At 65.0% G+C, this 16,584-nt stretch carries 14 protein-coding genes; 6 read left to right on the top strand and 8 right to left on the bottom strand.

The window, feature by feature from the left end; translation table 11 throughout:
• Positions 1–34 precede the first annotated feature (34 nt).
• The 4 genes from B9A23_RS12490 to hisS all read right to left on the bottom strand — a co-directional run bounded on the left by B9A23_RS12490 (position 35) and on the right by hisS (position 4,549).
• Positions 35–1,048 (bottom strand): DUF4167 domain-containing protein, encoded by a 1,014-nt coding sequence (locus B9A23_RS12490; RefSeq protein ID WP_254895096.1) that lies wholly within the window; start codon positions 1,046–1,048, stop codon positions 35–37.
• 197 nt (positions 1,049–1,245) lie between these two features.
• Positions 1,246–2,112 (bottom strand): peptide chain release factor N(5)-glutamine methyltransferase, encoded by an 867-nt coding sequence (gene prmC / locus B9A23_RS12485; protein WP_084279393.1) that lies wholly within the window; start codon positions 2,110–2,112, stop codon positions 1,246–1,248.
• 9 nt (positions 2,113–2,121) lie between these two features.
• The gene (gene prfA / locus B9A23_RS12480) at positions 2,122–3,186 is read right to left on the bottom strand and encodes a peptide chain release factor 1 (protein ID WP_084279392.1); all 1,065 of its coding nucleotides are present in this window, start codon (positions 3,184–3,186) and stop codon (positions 2,122–2,124) included.
• Positions 3,187–3,295: 109 nt separating this feature from the next.
• Positions 3,296–4,549: a histidine--tRNA ligase gene (gene hisS / locus B9A23_RS12475; RefSeq protein WP_084279391.1), complete on the bottom strand. Its 1,254-nt coding sequence runs from the start codon at positions 4,547–4,549 to the stop codon at positions 3,296–3,298.
• Between the two features lie 101 nt (positions 4,550–4,650).
• Here hisS and B9A23_RS12470 point away from each other — a divergent pair, with 101 nt between their 5' ends.
• The 3 genes from B9A23_RS12470 to ppa all read left to right on the top strand — a co-directional run bounded on the left by B9A23_RS12470 (position 4,651) and on the right by ppa (position 7,902).
• The gene (locus B9A23_RS12470) at positions 4,651–6,621 is read left to right on the top strand and encodes a M61 family metallopeptidase (RefSeq protein ID WP_084279390.1); all 1,971 of its coding nucleotides are present in this window, start codon (positions 4,651–4,653) and stop codon (positions 6,619–6,621) included.
• A gap of 4 nt (positions 6,622–6,625) precedes the next feature.
• Positions 6,626–7,276 (top strand): DUF1345 domain-containing protein, encoded by a 651-nt coding sequence (locus B9A23_RS12465; protein ID WP_254895095.1) that lies wholly within the window; start codon positions 6,626–6,628, stop codon positions 7,274–7,276.
• A gap of 86 nt (positions 7,277–7,362) precedes the next feature.
• Positions 7,363–7,902, top strand: coding sequence for an inorganic diphosphatase (ppa, locus tag B9A23_RS12460; protein ID WP_084279389.1), 540 nt, complete (start codon positions 7,363–7,365; stop codon positions 7,900–7,902).
• Positions 7,903–7,924: 22 nt separating this feature from the next.
• On the opposite strand, the gene B9A23_RS12455 is transcribed toward ppa, so the two are convergent.
• The 3 genes from B9A23_RS12455 to B9A23_RS12445 all read right to left on the bottom strand — a co-directional run bounded on the left by B9A23_RS12455 (position 7,925) and on the right by B9A23_RS12445 (position 11,107).
• Positions 7,925–9,262 (bottom strand): mechanosensitive ion channel family protein, encoded by a 1,338-nt coding sequence (locus B9A23_RS12455; RefSeq protein WP_084279388.1) that lies wholly within the window; start codon positions 9,260–9,262, stop codon positions 7,925–7,927.
• A 37-nt stretch (positions 9,263–9,299) separates the two neighbouring features.
• Positions 9,300–10,646 carry a TldD/PmbA family protein gene (locus B9A23_RS12450; RefSeq protein ID WP_084279387.1) on the bottom strand — a complete coding sequence of 449 codons (1,347 nt, stop codon included), beginning with the start codon at positions 10,644–10,646 and terminating at the stop codon, positions 9,300–9,302.
• Between the two features lie 95 nt (positions 10,647–10,741).
• Positions 10,742–11,107, bottom strand: a complete 366-nt coding sequence (locus B9A23_RS12445; RefSeq protein WP_084279386.1) for a hypothetical protein — start codon at positions 11,105–11,107, stop codon at positions 10,742–10,744.
• Positions 11,108–11,322: 215 nt separating this feature from the next.
• Here B9A23_RS12445 and lptB point away from each other — a divergent pair, with 215 nt between their 5' ends.
• The 3 genes from lptB to B9A23_RS12430 are packed head-to-tail and all read left to right on the top strand — an operon-like array spanning position 11,323 to position 15,717.
• The gene (gene lptB, locus B9A23_RS12440; RefSeq protein WP_084279385.1) at positions 11,323–12,114 is read left to right on the top strand and encodes an LPS export ABC transporter ATP-binding protein; all 792 of its coding nucleotides are present in this window, start codon (positions 11,323–11,325) and stop codon (positions 12,112–12,114) included.
• Positions 12,115–12,157: 43 nt separating this feature from the next.
• Positions 12,158–13,642, top strand: a complete 1,485-nt coding sequence (gene rpoN / locus B9A23_RS12435) for an RNA polymerase factor sigma-54 (RefSeq protein ID WP_084279384.1) — start codon at positions 12,158–12,160, stop codon at positions 13,640–13,642.
• 50 nt (positions 13,643–13,692) lie between these two features.
• Entirely contained in the window at positions 13,693–15,717 is a 2,025-nt protein-coding gene (locus tag B9A23_RS12430) for an amidohydrolase family protein (RefSeq protein WP_084279383.1), read from the top strand.
• Between the two features lie 12 nt (positions 15,718–15,729).
• Here B9A23_RS12430 and B9A23_RS12425 read toward each other — a convergent pair whose 3' ends face one another.
• Complete coding sequence (locus tag B9A23_RS12425) at positions 15,730–16,581, bottom strand: phosphodiesterase (protein ID WP_084279382.1); 852 nt, start codon at positions 16,579–16,581, stop codon at positions 15,730–15,732.
• Positions 16,582–16,584 lie beyond the last annotated feature (3 nt).

Genomic DNA, 16,584 nt, shown 5'->3' with positions numbered 1-16,584 from the left:
GAGGGTTCTGCCTGTTCCGAGAGTGCCGGAAGCTTCAGCCTTCGACCGGCTCGCTTGCTTCGGGTGCGGGCGTCTTGCGGGGACGTCCGCGCTTCTTGGGCGCAGGTGCCGGAGCGTCCTCTGCCGCAGGGGTATCGGGATCCACGGCTGCCGGAGCAGCAGGGGCCGGGGCCGCTTCGGGCTCTGCACGCGTGCTGATCGAGGGCGGCAGGAATGATGCATCAAGCGTCGCCGGCGCATCATCGCCACCAGCAGGCTTGGCGCTGCGCGGACGGCGCTCGGCGCGGGGGCGCAGGCCGCCACGGGCAGAGCGGGTGTCGCGCACGAAAGGATTGTCCGAAGCATCGGCGATGGGTTCGCCCTCGATTGCGGGCACGCCCTCGCCCGGCAGGGCCTCGACAGCGACCGGCGCTTCGGCTTCGGCATCGCGGTTGCGACCGAAGCGGCGATTCTCGCGACGGCCATCGCCACGCTCTTCACGGGGACGATCATCACGAGGCCGATCCTCGCGCTGACGATCATCACGCTGACGATCATCACGCTGACGATCCTCGCGGGGACGATCATCACGTTCGCGGCGGCCTTCACCACGGCCTTCACCACGGCCTTCACTGCGGTTCTCGCCACGATTGCCGCGATCCTCGCCACGGTCGTCGCGCTCTTCACGCTCGCGGCGGGTGGAGGTGGGGCGGTCGAACGCGGGGAAATCGCCTTCGACGCTGAAATCGCCGCCGTCGTCCTCGAATTCCTGCTCCTGCCAACGCTCACCACCGTTCTGGCGAAGGCGCTGTTCTTCCTGGCGCACGCGGGCATCTGCGATCACGCGGAAATAGTGATCGGCAAACTGCAGGTAGTATTCAGCCTGGACGCGGTCGCCATTCATATGGGCGTCCTGCGCAAGCTTGCGATACTTCTCGAGCAACTGGGGGGCATTGCCCCGGGCGCGGCTGTCGATCCGGTTGAGCTGCTGGCCACCATTCTGCGGACGGTTGTTGTTACCGCGACCGCGACGGCGGTTGTTACCACGATTGTTATTCAACTCAGGCACTTCCTTAAATGGGGCGGCCTCTCGTAAAAGCTTGAGCAACCCGTAATGCCGCGCAACCCTCCGCCACCGGCTCGCGTCATGCGAATCGGGGTTTCCAGCATCTGCGCTCGTCCCGGCCCCTTTGGCCGATATTCCCTGCAAATGGTGGAGTTGGCCGGGACGGGAAGCCTTCGTCCGTCCCCTGCCTGTCAACACAATTAGTAGGCCGCAGCCCCGTTGCCAAGAGGAATATTGGCCAGACACACCATTTCCACCGCCCTTTCGCGGCCAGCAAGATCACGATGGACCCGCGCGGTCATTCCTGCGGCCACTGCCAGTGCAGACACCGCCGCTGCCTGTTGCCAGCCGATTTCCACTATCGCGACCCCATCGGGCGCCAGCAGACCGGGCAATTGCGGCACGAGCATACGGTAATCATCCATGCCCTCAGGCCCTGAAAACAGGGCCGATGCAGGCTCATGGGCGCGCACGGACAGGTCAAGCGGGGCATCGTCCTCGACATAAGGCGGGTTGGACAGGACAAGGTCAAACCTTCCGAGACCCTCAGCCCAACCACTTTGCGTCCAGTCGCCTTCGCGCACGCTGGCACACGGGGCATGGCGCGCTGCATTGGCCCGCGCCACGGCAATCGCTTCAGCCGAGCGTTCAATGGCGATGCCTTCGGCCCTGGGCCAGAGCGACAGCGCCGCCAAAAGCAACGCACCCGAGCCGGTGCCGAGATCGAGAATGCGCTGCGGTGGCGGGCGATGGGCGAAAGTCTCACGCGCAGCCTCTACTAGCGTTTCGGTATCGCCGCGCGGAATGAGCACGGCCGGGCTGACCGCGAGGTCCAGCCCGTAGAATTCGGCAGTGCCGGTGATGTAGGCAACCGGTTCATGCCCCATGCGTCGTTCCACGAGGCTAGCAAAGGCGGCAGGCACATCGGCGGTCATGTGCCGCAGCAGCAGATCGGTGCGGCTGCATCCCAGCGCATGGGCCATGAGCAGTTCGGCATCGAGCCGCGCCGTGTCCGACGTTGCCGACAGCCGGTCAGCCGCCGCGCGCAGGGCTTCGGCGATCTTCATCAGGCCGGGTCAGGCATCCATCGCCGCAAGGCGCTTGGCCTGGTCCTCGGCGATCAGCGCATCGATCAGTTCGGCAAGGCCGGGGCCTTCGAGGATTTCGGGCAAGCGGTGCAGCGTCAGGTTGATGCGGTGATCGGTCACACGGCCTTGCGGGAAATTGTAGGTACGGATGCGTTCGGAGCGATCGCCCGAGCCGACCATGGCCTTGCGCGCCTCGGCCTCCTCGCCTTGCGCGGCATCGCGCTGTGCCTCGAACAGGCGGGCGCGCAGGACCTGCATCGCCTTGTCCTTGTTCTTGTGCTGGCTGCGCCCGTCCTGGCAGGTGACGACGGTTCCGGTGGGCAAGTGGGTGATGCGCACGGCGGAATCGGTGGTATTCACATGCTGCCCGCCCGCGCCGCTCGCCCGATAGACGTCGATCTTGAGGTCCTTGTCCTCGATGCGGATATCGACTTCATCCGGCTCTGGCAGGACAGCGACAGTGGCAGCGGAAGTGTGAATGCGGCCGCCGCTTTCGGTCACCGGCACGCGCTGCACGCGATGGACGCCGGATTCGAACTTCAGCTTGGCAAAGACACCGCTGCCGGTGACGTTGGCGACGACTTCCTTGTATCCGCCGAGGTCATTGGCGTTGACCGAGACGACCTCAATCCGCCAGCCCTGCTCTGCCGCGTAGCGTTCGTACATGCGATAGAGATCGGCAGCGAACAGCGCGGCCTCGTCGCCGCCTGTGCCGGCGCGAATCTCCAGCATGGCCGGACGGCTGTCTGCCGAATCGCGCGGCAACATGGCGATGGCGAGGCGGTGTTCGGCCTCGGGCAGATCGGCGTTGATCCGCCGCAGTTCCTCGTCGGCCAGTTCGCGCATGTCGGGATCGTCAAGCGTGGCGAGGCTGACCAGTTCGGCGCGCATGTCCGCAATTTCGCGGGCGACGCGGGCGACGGGTTCAAGTTCGGCATAATCGCGGCTGGCCGCGATGAATTCCGGCCCTTCAAGCGTGCCCGAAGCCAACCGCGCCTCAAGCTCGGCAAAGCGGTTGGCGATCTGCGCAAGGCGGGCTTCGGAGACGCTCATTCTGCGTCACCATGCTGCGTCAGCCCGGGTTTGCCCGAGGGATTCGCGCCCTTGTTGGCCGCCCCGTGAAGGGAGGCAGCCCCCTGAGTGTCGGGAAGGAAACAGGTCATCAGAGCTGCGCCACCTGCTTGTCCAGCAGTTCGCGCAAGTCGGCGGATGCGCTGTCCTCCGCCCGCACCCGCGCCGCCGCTTGCCCGTCGCGCATCGCCAGGGCAAGAATGGCTTGCGCACCCATCTTGACCGCCTTGTCGAAACGCTTGCGCGCCGACCCCGAAGCCACGAGTTCGGCAGAGACGCCGCTGCGGCGCAAGTGCGAAACCTGCGCAATGCCGCTGGTGAGCAGGGCATCGTCTTCGACCACGACGATCACGTCGGCCTTGGCCTCACCCTTCTCGCCAACCAGCATCGCCAGCCGTTCGATGCCGGCGGCCCAACCGACAGCGGGCGTGGCCGCGCCGCCGAGGGCCTCCATCAGCCCATCATAGCGCCCGCCGCCAAGCACGGTGCCTTGCGCGCCGAGGCGATCGGTGACGAATTCGAAGGCGGTGTGGCGGTAGTAGTCTAGGCCTCGCACCAGCGCCGGGGCGCGGGTCCAGGCGACGCCTGCGGCATCGAGGCCGCCCGTTACCTTGGCGAAGAAATCCTGCGCCTCATCGCTCAGGAAATCGTCGATCTTCGGCGCATCGGCGGTGAACGGCTTGTCGCGCGGGTCCTTGCTGTCGAGGATGCGCAAGGGGTTGCGCTCAAGGCGGTCCTGCGAATCTTCCGAAAGGTCGCCCTTCACGGCGCGGAAGTAATCGATCAGCGCGGTTCGCCAGGCCTCGCGGCTGGCGCCATCGCCCAGCGTATTGAGCTGGAGCGTCACGCCATCTGCAATCCCCAGTTCCTTGAGCAGCTGATCGGCCATCACCAGCAGTTCGACATCGACTTGCGGTTCTGCCGCGCCGATGATCTCGGCATCGATCTGGTGGAACTGGCGGTAACGGCCCTTTTGCGGGCGTTCGTAGCGGAACAGGGGGCCGTGCGTCGCGATCTTGAGCGGCGCGTACTGCTGCCAGCCATCGGTGATGAAGGCGCGGGCGATGCCGGCGGTGAATTCGGGGCGCAGGGTCAGCGATTCTCCACCGCGATCCTCGAAGCTGTACATTTCCTTGGAGACGACGTCGGTCGTCTCGCCCAGCGAGCGGCTGAACACGGCGGTCTTTTCGAACACCGGCATCTCGACGCGGCGGAAGCGGTAGAGGCGGCGCACGCGCTCGAACGTCTCGACGACGAAGGCAAAAGCCTCGGCGTCGGGGCCGAAGATGTCCTGGGTGCCACGAATGGCCTGAGGTGTCTGGATGCTCGGGGTTTGCGTGCTCATGGGCGCGCGATTAGACCGAAAGCGGCAAAACGGGAAGGCCTGCCAAAAAGGCGCAACGCGATGGTTGCGGATGCGACTTCTTCGGGCCATGAACATGCGCCATGAAGAAAAAGCTCGCGGTCGCCCCGCTCATTCTCGCCCTTTCCGTGTCAACACAGGCACTTGCCGCCAACTCCGCGCCGATGGCGGTGCCGATCCAGCAGACCGTGCCGGACGCCCAGGACGTGGCGTATCCTGGCACGATGATGCTGGATATCGACGCGACCGACGTGGCGCGTGGCGACTACAAGGTGACTCAGATCATTCCCGTTGCCGCCGGCGCAAAGGAGCTGATCCTGCTCTATCCGCAGTGGCTGCCGGGCAATCACGGCCCGCGCGGTCCGCTGGCCGAGCTGGTCGGCGTGCAGTTCTTCGTCGATGGCAAGCCGGTGGAGTGGAAGCGCGACCGTGTCGAGGTCTATGCGTTTCACGTGATGCTGCCGGCCGGTGCCAAGGAAGTCGTCGCCAAGCTGATCCACACCTCGCCGCTGCAGAACGCCGAGGGGCGCATCACGATGACGCCCGAGATGCTGAACCTGCAGTGGGAGAAGATGAGCCTCTATCCCGCCGGCCACTATGTGCGGCGCATCCGCGTGAAGCCGACGGTGACACTGCCGCAGGGCTGGACCCCCGCGACGGCGCTGGACGGCATGAGCATGAGTGGAAACCGCGTGACCTGGGCCGAGACCGACTACGAGACGCTGGTCGATTCGCCGATCTTCGCAGGCAAATACTTCAAGAAGTGGGACCTTGGGCAGAACGTCACGCTGAATGTCGTGGCCGACAAGCCTGAGCAACTGGCAGCCAAGCCCGAGCACATCGCCGCGCACAGCGCGCTGGTGCAGGAAGCGCGGCTGGCCTTTGGCGCCAACCACTTCGACCACTACGAATTCCTCCTGGCGCTGTCGGACAAGATCGGCGGCATCGGGCTGGAGCATCACCGTTCGAGCGAGAACCAGCTCGAACCGGAAGCCTTCACCGAGTGGGCCAAGCAGGAGTGGGACCGCAACCTGCTGCCGCACGAATATTCGCACTCGTGGTCGGGCAAGTTCCGTCGCCCGGCGCGGCTGTGGACGCCTGACTATCGCCAGCCGATGCAGGGCGACCTGCTGTGGACCTATGAAGGTCAGGACCAGTTCTGGGGCGCGGTGCTTGCAGCGCGTTCGGGCATGCAGGGCAAGGACATGGTGCTGGGCATGCTGGCTTCGTGGGCCGGTGGCTATACCCAGCAGCCCGGGCGCGAGTGGCGCTCGGTCGAGGATACCGGGTTCGATCCGGTCTTCGCCTCGCGCAAGCCCAAGCCCTATTCCTCGCTCGCCCGCAACGAGGACTACTACACCGAAGGCGCGCTGGTGTGGCTCGAAATCGACCAGATCCTGCGCGAAGGCACCGGCGGCAAGAAGTCGATCGACGATTTCGCCAAGTCGTTCTTCGGGATGAACCCGGGCGATTATGGCCAGATTCCGTTCGAGGTGGACGAGATCATCACCAAGCTCAACGCGCTCTACCCCTATGACTGGGCCAAGCTGATCGACACCCGCATCAACCAGCCGGGCCAGCCCGCGCCGCTGAACGGGATCGACAAGGGTGGCTACAAGCTGGTCTGGAAGGAAGAGCCCAACCCTTACAACAAGGCGGCAATGGAGTTCGGCAAGGGGCTGAGCCTCGCCAATTCCATCGGCATCTCGCTCGACAAGGACGGCAAGGTAACCGGCACGCGCTGGGACAGCCCGGCCTTCAACGCAGGGATCGTGACGGGCGCGCAGATCATGGCGATCAACGGCACCGCCTACAGCGCCGACGACATGAAGAAGGCGATCACCGCGGCCAAGGCTGGCGCCGACGGCTCTGGCGGGGCGCCGATCGAACTGCTGGTCAAGCGCGGCAATCGCTTCGACACCGTGAAGATCGATTACAAGGACGGCCTGCGCTATCCGTGGCTGGAGCGCGTCGCACCGGGCAAGGCACCGACCGGGCTCGACCTGCTGCTGACGCCCAAGCGCCCCGGCGCTGCCAGCGCGGCGAAGAAGTAGTCTCGTGAAGAGTGGCGGCGTGGCGCTGGGCAACCGGCTGGCGCCGCCACGCTTTGTCATGTTCCTCGTGCTGCTGGTGGCAGGGCTGTTCGGCTTCCGTCACTTCGGTAGCGCCAGGAGCCTGTTGGACGCCGCGGCCATGGCCTTCGATCTGGCGGCCGTCGCTTTCCTGCTTTCGCTGATTCCACTGGTCCGTGATGCCGAGGTGGCAGACTTGCGGCGTCACGCGGCAGACAACGATGCAAATCGCGTGCTTGTCCTTGCCATCACCACGATCGTGACGATGGTCGTGATGGCGGCGATTTCGGGCGAACTGCCGCGCGCCTCGGGCGGCGACAGGATTGCCATGGCCAAGCTGATCGGCACGCTGGCGCTGACCTGGCTTTTCGCCAACGCGGTGTACGCCCTGCACTATGCGCACCTGTTCTATACCAGCAAGGACGGCAAGGACGCGCGCGGTGTCGACTTTCCCGGCACCGACACACCCGACTATCTGGACTTTGCCTATTTCAGTTTCACGCTGGGCATGACCTTCCAGACATCGGATGTCGAAATCTCCAGCCGCCAGGTGCGGCGCATCGTCACGCTGCATTCCTTTGCTGCCTTCGTGTTCAATATCGGCGTGATCGCCTTCACCATAAACGCGCTCGGCTAGGCGTTGCGCCATAAGTCTTGTTGCGGTGCAAAAGCGGCTTCGCTAGGGGCGGCGCATTCTCTCCACCCAAACAACGGGGCCAAAAGATGCGCATCGACATGATTCCCACCGGTGACAATCCGCCGGAAAGCCTCAACGTCATCATCGAAGTTCCCGTCGGCGGCGAGCCGGTGAAGTACGAATTCGACAAGGCCTCGGGTGCGCTTTTCGTCGACCGCATTCTGCACACGCCGATGCGCTATCCTGCGAACTACGGTTTCGTGCCACACACGCTTTCGCCCGACGGCGATCCGCTCGACGCGCTGGTGATCGCCCGTTCGCCGTTCGTCGCAGGCTCGGTCGTCCGCGCGCGCCCGATCGCCGTCCTCAACCTCGAGGACGAGCATGGCGGCGATGAAAAGCTGGTCTGCGTGCCGGTGGATTCGACCTTCCCGTACTATTCCGACGTGAAGGAGCGCGACGACCTGCCCGAGATCGTGCTGCAGCAGATCGAGCACTTCTTCACCCACTACAAGGACCTGGAGAAGGACAAGTGGGTTCGCGTCGGCACCTGGGGCGGCGCCGAAGACGCGCGCCAGATCACGCTCGAGGCGATCGAGCGCGCCAAGGCTGCCAAGGCCGACTGACCTTACCTGGGATCGCCGCCGCTCATTCCACGGGGCGGCGGTGATCGAGCAGGTCCTTGCCTTCGTCGTCAGCCTGACGCTCGGCATGGACCATACGGTCGAGATGATGGTCGGGAGCGACATCGTCGCTCTCGGTCCTGCTGCCCGAAGCGCCTGATCGCGGAACCGGCTGCGGTGCTTCGTGATCGAGGTGGATGCGATACTCGGGACTTTCGGCCACGAACCCCTGTTCGCGCAAGGCATTGCGCACCGCTTCCATCGCGCGCGTGCGCGACTTGCCGAAGTCAGCCTTGGTCTGATCGATCCACGCAAAGAAGCGCAGCACCTGCACTGACCCCGAGAATTCGGCAATCTCAGCCACCGGCTTGGGATCGCGCAGCACCCAGTCGAGCGACTTGATCGTATCGAGCCCGATGCCCTGCGCGCGGCACGGATCAGCGTCTTGGTCGATCGCATATTCGAACATGAACCGACGCTGCGCATTGGTCGTGAAGTTGGTGATCACCGCCTTGAACACGGTCGCGTTGGGGATGCGCAGATGGTTGCCATCAGGCGTGAGCAGCAAGGTAGCGCGGCTGGTCAGGCGCAGCACGCGGCCTTCGTAATTGTCGATCCGGACAGTATCGTTGGCGCGAAACGGCTGGCGAACCGAAAGCATCAGCGACGAAAAGTAGTTGTCGATCGAATCGCGCACGGCAAGGCCGATGGCGAGACCAAGCACGCCAGCGCCGCCCAGCACGGCACCCAGCATGGCAGTCGCACCGATGATGTCGAGCGCGAGCACAATGCCGCCGACGACGAACACGAAACGGATCGCGGTTGCGACGAGACCTGCAAGGAAAGGGTTGGGTGTGACCCGCTCCCAGATGCGGCTCTGTCGAGCAAGCGCATAGCCCAGCATCCCGATCACGACGGCAACGGCAATGGCAATGCCGACTAGCGGGAGGGCACTGGTGAAGGCCTTGACCCGCCCCGTGACTCCGCTCAACGCCGGGTTGAGGTTCTGTTCAACGTCGAGACTGCGCTTAAGGCCGTTCTGCACGGTGACGACGCCATCAAGCCGGCCGGCAATCGCTTCGGCCTGAGCAATCGTCTTGTCGTCAGGGACTTGCCCGCTCAACGTGACGACACCCGCCGCCACCCGCACCCCGGTCCCACGCAAGGCGGGGATCTCATCGAAGATGGCGCGAATGCGCGACGCGATGCGCGCATCTTCGTTTGGTGCAGGTTGCGCGGTTATCTCAGGCGCAGGGGCGGTTTCGGCAGGGCTGGGAGACGATGACGGCAGACTGGGCAACGTTTGCGCCAGCGCCAACGTCGGCATCAGCCATGCCGCGAGCATGAGGAAAAGGCGGACCATGCACAGTCAAGCTGCGCGCGGCCCATCGGGTTCCCGATCAGTCCCCCGCGATGCTCATGCCATCGACGCGCAGGGTGGGCGTATCAATGCCGCGATAGACTTCGAGATCGTTGGCAACCGTCAATGCGGCGAACATGTCGATCAGGTGGCCAGCGATGGTGAATTCGGCAATCGGCCCTGCCAGTTCGCCGTTCACGATCCTGAAACCCGATGCGCCCCGGCTGTAATCGCCGGTCACGCCATTGACGCCCTGACCGATCAGTTCGGTGACATAGACGCCATCGGCAATATCGGCCATCAGTTCGGCCGGTGTCACATTGCCAGGTTCAAGCACGACGTTGCTGGCCGAGACATGCGGCGCGCCCGAAGACCCGCGCGAGGCGTGGCCGGTGGGGGCAGCGCCAAGCTGGCGCGCGGCGGCGGCATCCATCAGCCAGCCCGTAAGGTGCCCGGCATCGACCAGCTTGCGAGGCGCGGTGGGAAGACCTTCGCCATCGAAGGGGCGTGAGCGCATGCCGCGCAGAGTCAGCGGATTGTCACTGATGGTGACCGCGCTGTCGAACAGCTTCTGGCCATCGCGGTCGAGCAGGAAGCTGGCGCGGCGCGCAATCGAGGCGCCGCTCATCGCGCCGATCAGATGGCCCACGAGCGTATTGGCGACGCGCGGATCGAACACGACCGGCATCGGCCCGGACTTGACGCGGCCCGGATTGAGGCGCCGTACCGCACGCATGCCTGCTTCCTGGCCGATTTCGCCGGGGCTCTTCAGGTCGGCAGCATGGCGGGTGCTGCGCCAGGAATAGTCGCGCTGCATCGTGCTGCCTTCACCGGCGACGACGCTGGCCGAAATGCTGTGGCTCGAGGCGGCATAGGCACCGGAAAAACCGTGACTGGTGGCCAGCGCGAACAGCCCTCGTCCGGCGCTGGCACCGCCGCCTTCGCTGTTGGTGACGCCGGCAACCGCGCGGGCGGCGTCCTCGGCCTCTTCGGCGAGACGGCGCAATTCTGCCGGGCTGCGCTCGGTGGCGTCATCGAGATCGAGATCGGGGAACGGGCCTTTCAGCAGGCGATCTTCGGGCGCGAGGCCGGCAAACTGGTCTGCCGGGGCCAGGCGGGCCATGGCGACGGCACGCGAGGCCAGCTCGTCAAGCGCTGCATCGCCCAGATCGGTTGAGCCGATCGAGGCCGAAGCCCCGCCAACGAAGACCCGCAGGCCGATGTTTTCGGATTCGGACCGCTCGACTTCTTCAAGTTCGCCCAACCGGACCGAGACTGATTCGGATGCGTTGCCGAGGTATACCGCGTCTCCGGCATCGGCGCCTGCGCGACGCGCGCGCTCGATCAGCGCTTCGCAGCGTTCGCGGGCTTCGGCAGGAGAGAGCATGAACGGACCTTTTCGCAAGCATCAAGGCTGCGCGGTCTAGCGCCACGGTTCGGCGGGGGCAATCGAAGCCGCAGGTGCAGCCTCACAAAAAGCCGTCAGACCAGCAGGGCCAGAAGGCGGAAGCCGCCCGTGATGACGAAGGGCAGAAGCGCGGCCAAGGCCCACACCTTGGCCTGATCGCGCCGGAATGCCGCGCGGTAGGCGGGATCGGCCGCCTGCGTGTCGTCAAGACCTTCCCAGCGACGTTCGAAATGGTGGAACATCGGAATGATTGCCGCGACCAGGATGACCAGCACGAACAGGGGCAGCATCGATGCACTGTCGCTCTGCATTTCATGCATGGTGACGAAGATCTGCAAGCCGGTGTAGACCAGCAGGCCATATGCGACATTGTCGCTCATTCTTCGGCGCCAATCGACCTTGCCGGCCTTTGCGCTGCTTGGCTGAAGGGCCTTGTCCATGGCGCCTTTCCCAGTTTCTGACTGTCTATGCAGCAATAGATCACGTGTGCCGCAAACCTGCAAGGACAATTCCAATCTGGAGCGTTTCGGGACAATTCATGCCGTTTTAATCCGCCATGCATAAATCCTGCCAATTCTGCGCCGCGGGGTTTACGGGGGAACGGCTAACCCGCTAATGGGTATGGCAAGCGCTTGATAACGACAGAGCGAACCTGATGACCGTGATCGAAGAAACGCCCCTTTCAGGCCAGGCCGCGCCGGCCAATGCCGCGCCGCCCATCCCCCAGGGCGGGCTCGAGGTTGTTTCGATCGCCAAGAGTTATGACAAGCGCGCGGTCCTGACCGATATTTCGCTTTCGGTCGGCAAGGGCGAAGTGCTGGGGCTGCTCGGGCCGAACGGCGCGGGCAAGACGACCTGCTTCTATTCCATCATGGGACTGGTGCGGCCGGATTCGGGGCGCATCCTGCTCGATGGCGTCGATATCACCAAGCTGCCGATGTATCGCCGTTCGGTGCTGGGACTGGGCTATCTGCCGCAGGAAACCTCGATCTTCCGGGGCATGACGGTTGAGCAGAACATCTCGACCGTTCTCGAATTGATCGAGCCCGACAAGGCGACACGCGAAGCCGAGCTGGAGCGGCTGCTTGACGAATTCGGCCTGACCCGGTTGCGTTCGAGCCCGGCCATGGCGCTTTCGGGCGGCGAGCGCCGCCGTTGCGAGATTGCCCGTGCGCTCGCCGCCAGGCCTTCCATCGTGCTGCTCGACGAACCCTTTGCCGGCATCGACCCGCTCTCGATCAGTGACATTCGCCATCTGGTGAAGGACCTGAAGGGGCGCGGCATCGGCGTGCTGATCACCGACCACAACGTGCGCGAGACGCTCGACATCGTTGACCGCGCCTGCATCATCTACGGCGGACAGGTGCTGTTCGCGGGCAGCCCCGAAGCCCTGGTGGCCGATGCCAACGTGCGCAGGCTCTACCTTGGCGAGGGCTTCACGCTGTGAAAGAGCACGCGGACTGATGCGAGTCTCGGGGGAGATCTAGGACATGGCGCTGGGGCCAAGACTGGACATTCGCCAGACCCAGTCGCTGGTAATGACGCCGCAGCTGCAGCAGGCGATCAAGCTGCTGGCGCTGTCCAATCTGGAGGTCGAAACCTTCATCGGCGAGGCGATCGACGCCAATCCCCTGCTCGAGATCGGCGAGGCTGTCCCGGCAGAAGCCATCGAGCAGGCGCCGGAAGACCTGCGCCGCACCCATCTCGAATCCTCGCCGGTTGACCAGCTCGTTTCCGAAGGGCGCGTGGCGGAGGACCGGCCCCTCGACATCGATGCATCGGCGCTGGATCGCGATCGCGATACAGGGGACGCCAGCGCGTTCGAGCGGTCGTCCTCGCGCGAGTTTGGTGGCGGGGAAGGCCCCGACATCGACGAGCATGGCCGATCCGAGGAAACGCTGGCAGAGCATCTCCACGCGCAGATCGGCGTCACCACATCGGATCCGCAATTGCTGTTTGTGGCGCGCTGGCTGATCGACCAGCTAGACGAGGCAGGGTATCTCGGCACGCCGCTGGGCGAAGTGGCAGACGCGCTGGGGCTGTCGACCGTGGTGGTCGAACGGGCGCTGAGCCTTGTCCAGTCGCTTGACCCCACCGGTGTCGGGGCGCGCAACCTGGCCGAGTGCATCGCGCTGCAGGCCAGGGAAGCCGACCGTTACGACCCTTGCATGGCGCGGCTGATCGACAATCTCGAACTGGTCGCCCGGGGCGAGGTCGCGCGGCTGAAGCGGCTGTGCCAGGTCGATGACGAGGACTTCGCCGAGATGCTGGTCGAACTGCGCAGCTACGATCCGCGCCCCGGCCTGCGCTTTGGCGGCGGCATGGCCGAGGCGGTGGTGCCGGATATCCTGGTGCGTGCCGCCAAGGACGGCTGGGACATCGCGCTCAACCAGGCGACGCTGCCGCGCCTGATCGTCAACCGCAGCTACTATGTCGAGATGCGTGGCGCCTGCGTGAGCAAGGACGCGAAGGCGTGGCTGGGCGAGAAGCTGGCCGATGCCAACTGGCTGCTGAAGGCGCTCGACCAGCGGCAGAAGACGATCCTCAAGGTGGCGGCGGAGCTCGTGAAGCAGCAGGACGGCTTCTTCCGCCATGGCGTGGCGCACCTGCGCCCGCTGACGCTCAAGACCGTGGCCGAAGCGATCTCGATGCATGAATCGACGGTCAGCCGCGTGACGTCGAACAAGTACCTGCATTGCGACCGGGGCACCTTCGAGCTGAAATACTTCTTCACCTCGGGCGTCGGATCGTCAGACGGCGAAGGCGCATCGGCCGAGGCGGTGAAGGCTGCGATCCGCCAGTTGATCGACGCCGAGGACCCCAAGGCGATCCTTTCGGATGATGCGCTGGTCGATCTGCTGAGAGCCAGGGGCTTCGACCTCGCACGGCGCACCGTGGCCAAGTATCGCGAGGCCATCGGGCTGGGCAGTTCGGTGCAGCGGCGGCGACAGAAGGCGCTGGCAGCGGTGCGCTGACCGGGCTAGACCGGTCGCAATTGCAACGGTCTGTCAGGGGCACGGGGATCATGAGATTTGCACTTTTCGCAGCAGCGGCGCTGGCTTCCGCTGCATCGCCGCTTTGTGCTAAGCCGGTCGAGTACCGCATGGTCACCGAAGGCGTCGACATCGGCCGCTATATCGTGGACCGCGAAGGCCAGACCGTCAGCATCGATTACGACATCAAGCAGAACGGGCGCGGGCCGACGATCACCGAGAAGGTCGTGCTGGGGCCGGATGGCGCGCCGGTGGACTGGAAGATCACCGGGCGAACCACTTTCGGCAATGCCGTGAACGAAAGCTTCCGCCGAACGGCTGGAGGGGCGAGCTGGACCGACCTTGCCGGCAAGGGTTCGCTGCAGGGCAAGGATGCCCCGCGCTTCTATGCCACGCAGAACGGGTCGGTATTCGACGTGGCGATTCTGGCCAAGGCGCTGCTGGCGGCGCCGGGGCGCACCCTGCCGGTGGCGCCTGCCGGCATGGCCACCCTGGTGGAACGCGGCAAGGCGGGGTTCGATGGTCCCGATGGGAGGATCGAGGCAACGATCTTCGAGCTTGGCGGACTTTCGCTAGACCCCACCTATCTGGCGCTCGATGACACGGGCGATCTGTTCGCGGTCCTGTCCGAAGACAGCGTGCTGGTCCGCAAGGGTTATGAGAAGGTTTCCGAAGAGCCGCTGATCGCCTTGGCCGAGAAGCTGGGCGCGGAGCGTTTCGCCCGGTTGCAGGCCGAGAATGCGAAACGCTATGCAGGGCCGGTGCGCATCCGGAACGTGCGCCTGTTCGACCCTAGGGCCAAGGCGCTGACTGACCTTCGTGACGTGGTGGTGTTCGGCAACCGCATCAGCGAGGTGGTGCCGACAGGCAGCACGGCCACGCCGGGCGAAACGAGCGTGGATGGCGCCGGCGGCACGCTGGTGCCGGGCCTTTACGAGATGCACGGCCACATCGCGCAGCAGGACGCCCTGCTCAACGTGCTTGCTGGCGTGACCACGGTGCGCGACATGGGCAACCGGGACGACGTGCTCGACAAGCTGGTAACGCGGATCGACAGTGGCGAGCTGGCTGGGCCGCGCATCGTCCGGTCGGGCTTCATCGAGGGCAAGAGCCCGTTCTCGGCCCGTAACGGCACGCTGGTGTCATCGCAGGACGAGGCGATTGCAGCCGTGCGCAAATACGCCGCGCGCGGATTCTGGCAGGCCAAGCTCTACAATTCGATGAACCCGCAATGGGCCCCGGCGGTAGTGGCCGAAGCGCACCGGCTGGGCCTGCGCGTGGCGGGGCACGTGCCGGCCTTTTCCAATGCCGACGCGATGATCGCTGCGGGCTTCGACGAGATCACCCACGTAAACCAGTTGATGCTGGGCTGGGTGCTCAAGCCCGAGGAGGACACGCGCACGCTGTTCCGCTTCACCGCGATGCGACGCTTCCCGATGCTCGATGTGAAATCGGCGAAGGTGCAGGCGACGCTGGATGCCATGGTGGCGCGCCACACCGCGCACGAGCCGACCATCGGCATCCACGAACTGGGCCTGACCGCGCTCGATGGGCAGCCCAACCCCGGCGCGCTCGACTACATCGATCATATGCCGCCGACCGAACAGCGCCAGTTGAAGCAGGCCCTGTTCGGCGCGGATACGCCCAAGGAACGCGCCGAATATGTTGCGGCGTATGCCAAGGTGCTCGAGACGCTGACCGAGATGCACCGCAAGGGTATCCTGCTGATCCCCGGTACCGACCTTGGTGGCGCCTTCAACTATCACCGCGAACTGGAACTGTTCGCCAAGCTGGGCATGTCGCCAGCCGACGTGCTTTCGCGCGCCACGCTGGAAATGGCCGCCTACCTGCATCAGGACCAGCAACTGGGTTCGATCGAGCGGGGCAAGTTCGCCGACTTTTTCCTGGTGCCGGGCGATCCGACCAAGGACCTCAAGGCCATCAAGGCGATAGCCATGGTGGTGAAGGACGGGGCGTTCTACTACCCGGCCGAGATCTATCCCAAGCTGGGGATCAAGCCGTTCGCGCCCGCACCGAAGGTGACTGCTGCCCCCTGACGCGCAGCAGCTTCAGGGGCCGGGGCGTTCCGACAGCATGTGCTGGATCATGCTCTGCAGATTGGCATCGTAGCGGGCGAGGACCTGATGATCCTCGGCCGTGTCCCAGTGCGTGACGAGCTGGCGACCGTTGTACCAGTGCAGCGCGTAACCCGGCGGATCGGCGATGATCAGGTTGCGCTCGTCGGGGACGTCCGGATCGATCGGGCGCAGATCGAGCGCGACCTGCGGCGCAGTGGATGGGCAAGTGGCAACCGGGGTGCCCTCCCACACGGCAGTGATCGACCGGTGGATGTGGCCGCAGACCAGGCCGATCACGTTGCTTCGCCCGCGCAGGCACTGTGCCAGCCGTTCGACCCAGGGTTCGGCAGGATCTGTGTTCATCCAGGCAATGCCCGCCTCGAACGGGGGGTGGTGCTGGACGATCAGCGTGGGCACGGCGGGGGCTTCATCGAGCCGGGCCTGCAGCCATGCGGCCCGCGCTTCGCAGAAAGCGCCGCCGTGGCGGCCCTCTTCAAGCGTATCGAGGACGATCAGCCTTAGCGGGCCGGCTTCGACGACATATTGGAGGAAGCCACCATCAAGCGCGATCTCGGGGAAGGCCTGCGAGAAAGTGGCGCGAACATCATGGTTGCCGAGTGCGTAATGCACCGGGAACGGCAGGCCGGCGAAGGCTTCCCGCAGGCGATCATAGCTTTCGCGATCGCCACGATCGATCAGATCGCCAGTGGCCAGCAGCAGGTCTGGCCGCGGGGTCATCGCGGCGAGTTCGTCCAGCACGCGATCGAGCCGCTGCCGGTTGAATTCTCCGGGGGAATCGGGCTCGAACCCCAGGTGAATATCGGTGACCTGTGCGATCAGCATCTT

The organism is Novosphingobium sp. B1, assembly GCF_900176395.1.
GTDB lineage: Bacteria > Pseudomonadota > Alphaproteobacteria > Sphingomonadales > Sphingomonadaceae > Novosphingobium.
Note: the sequence above shows the minus strand (reverse complement) of the source record. Positions and strands in the feature narration are given on the sequence as shown.

Coding starts and splice junctions, on each gene's coding strand:
- ppa (WP_084279389.1), top strand. CDS start 7,363: ATGCGCATCGACATGATTCCCACCGGTGACAATCCGCCGGAAAGCCTC.
- prfA (WP_084279392.1), bottom strand. CDS start 3,186: ATGAGCGTCTCCGAAGCCCGCCTTGCGCAGATCGCCAACCGCTTTGCC.
- B9A23_RS12470 (WP_084279390.1), top strand. CDS start 4,651: ATGAAGAAAAAGCTCGCGGTCGCCCCGCTCATTCTCGCCCTTTCCGTG.
- B9A23_RS12455 (WP_084279388.1), bottom strand. CDS start 9,262: ATGGTCCGCCTTTTCCTCATGCTCGCGGCATGGCTGATGCCGACGTTG.
- B9A23_RS12430 (WP_084279383.1), top strand. CDS start 13,693: ATGAGATTTGCACTTTTCGCAGCAGCGGCGCTGGCTTCCGCTGCATCG.
- B9A23_RS12450 (WP_084279387.1), bottom strand. CDS start 10,646: ATGCTCTCTCCTGCCGAAGCCCGCGAACGCTGCGAAGCGCTGATCGAG.
- rpoN (WP_084279384.1), top strand. CDS start 12,158: ATGGCGCTGGGGCCAAGACTGGACATTCGCCAGACCCAGTCGCTGGTA.
- B9A23_RS12425 (WP_084279382.1), bottom strand. CDS start 16,581: ATGCTGATCGCACAGGTCACCGATATTCACCTGGGGTTCGAGCCCGAT.
- lptB (WP_084279385.1), top strand. CDS start 11,323: ATGACCGTGATCGAAGAAACGCCCCTTTCAGGCCAGGCCGCGCCGGCC.
- prmC (WP_084279393.1), bottom strand. CDS start 2,112: ATGAAGATCGCCGAAGCCCTGCGCGCGGCGGCTGACCGGCTGTCGGCA.
- B9A23_RS12445 (WP_084279386.1), bottom strand. CDS start 11,107: ATGGACAAGGCCCTTCAGCCAAGCAGCGCAAAGGCCGGCAAGGTCGAT.
- hisS (WP_084279391.1), bottom strand. CDS start 4,549: ATGAGCACGCAAACCCCGAGCATCCAGACACCTCAGGCCATTCGTGGC.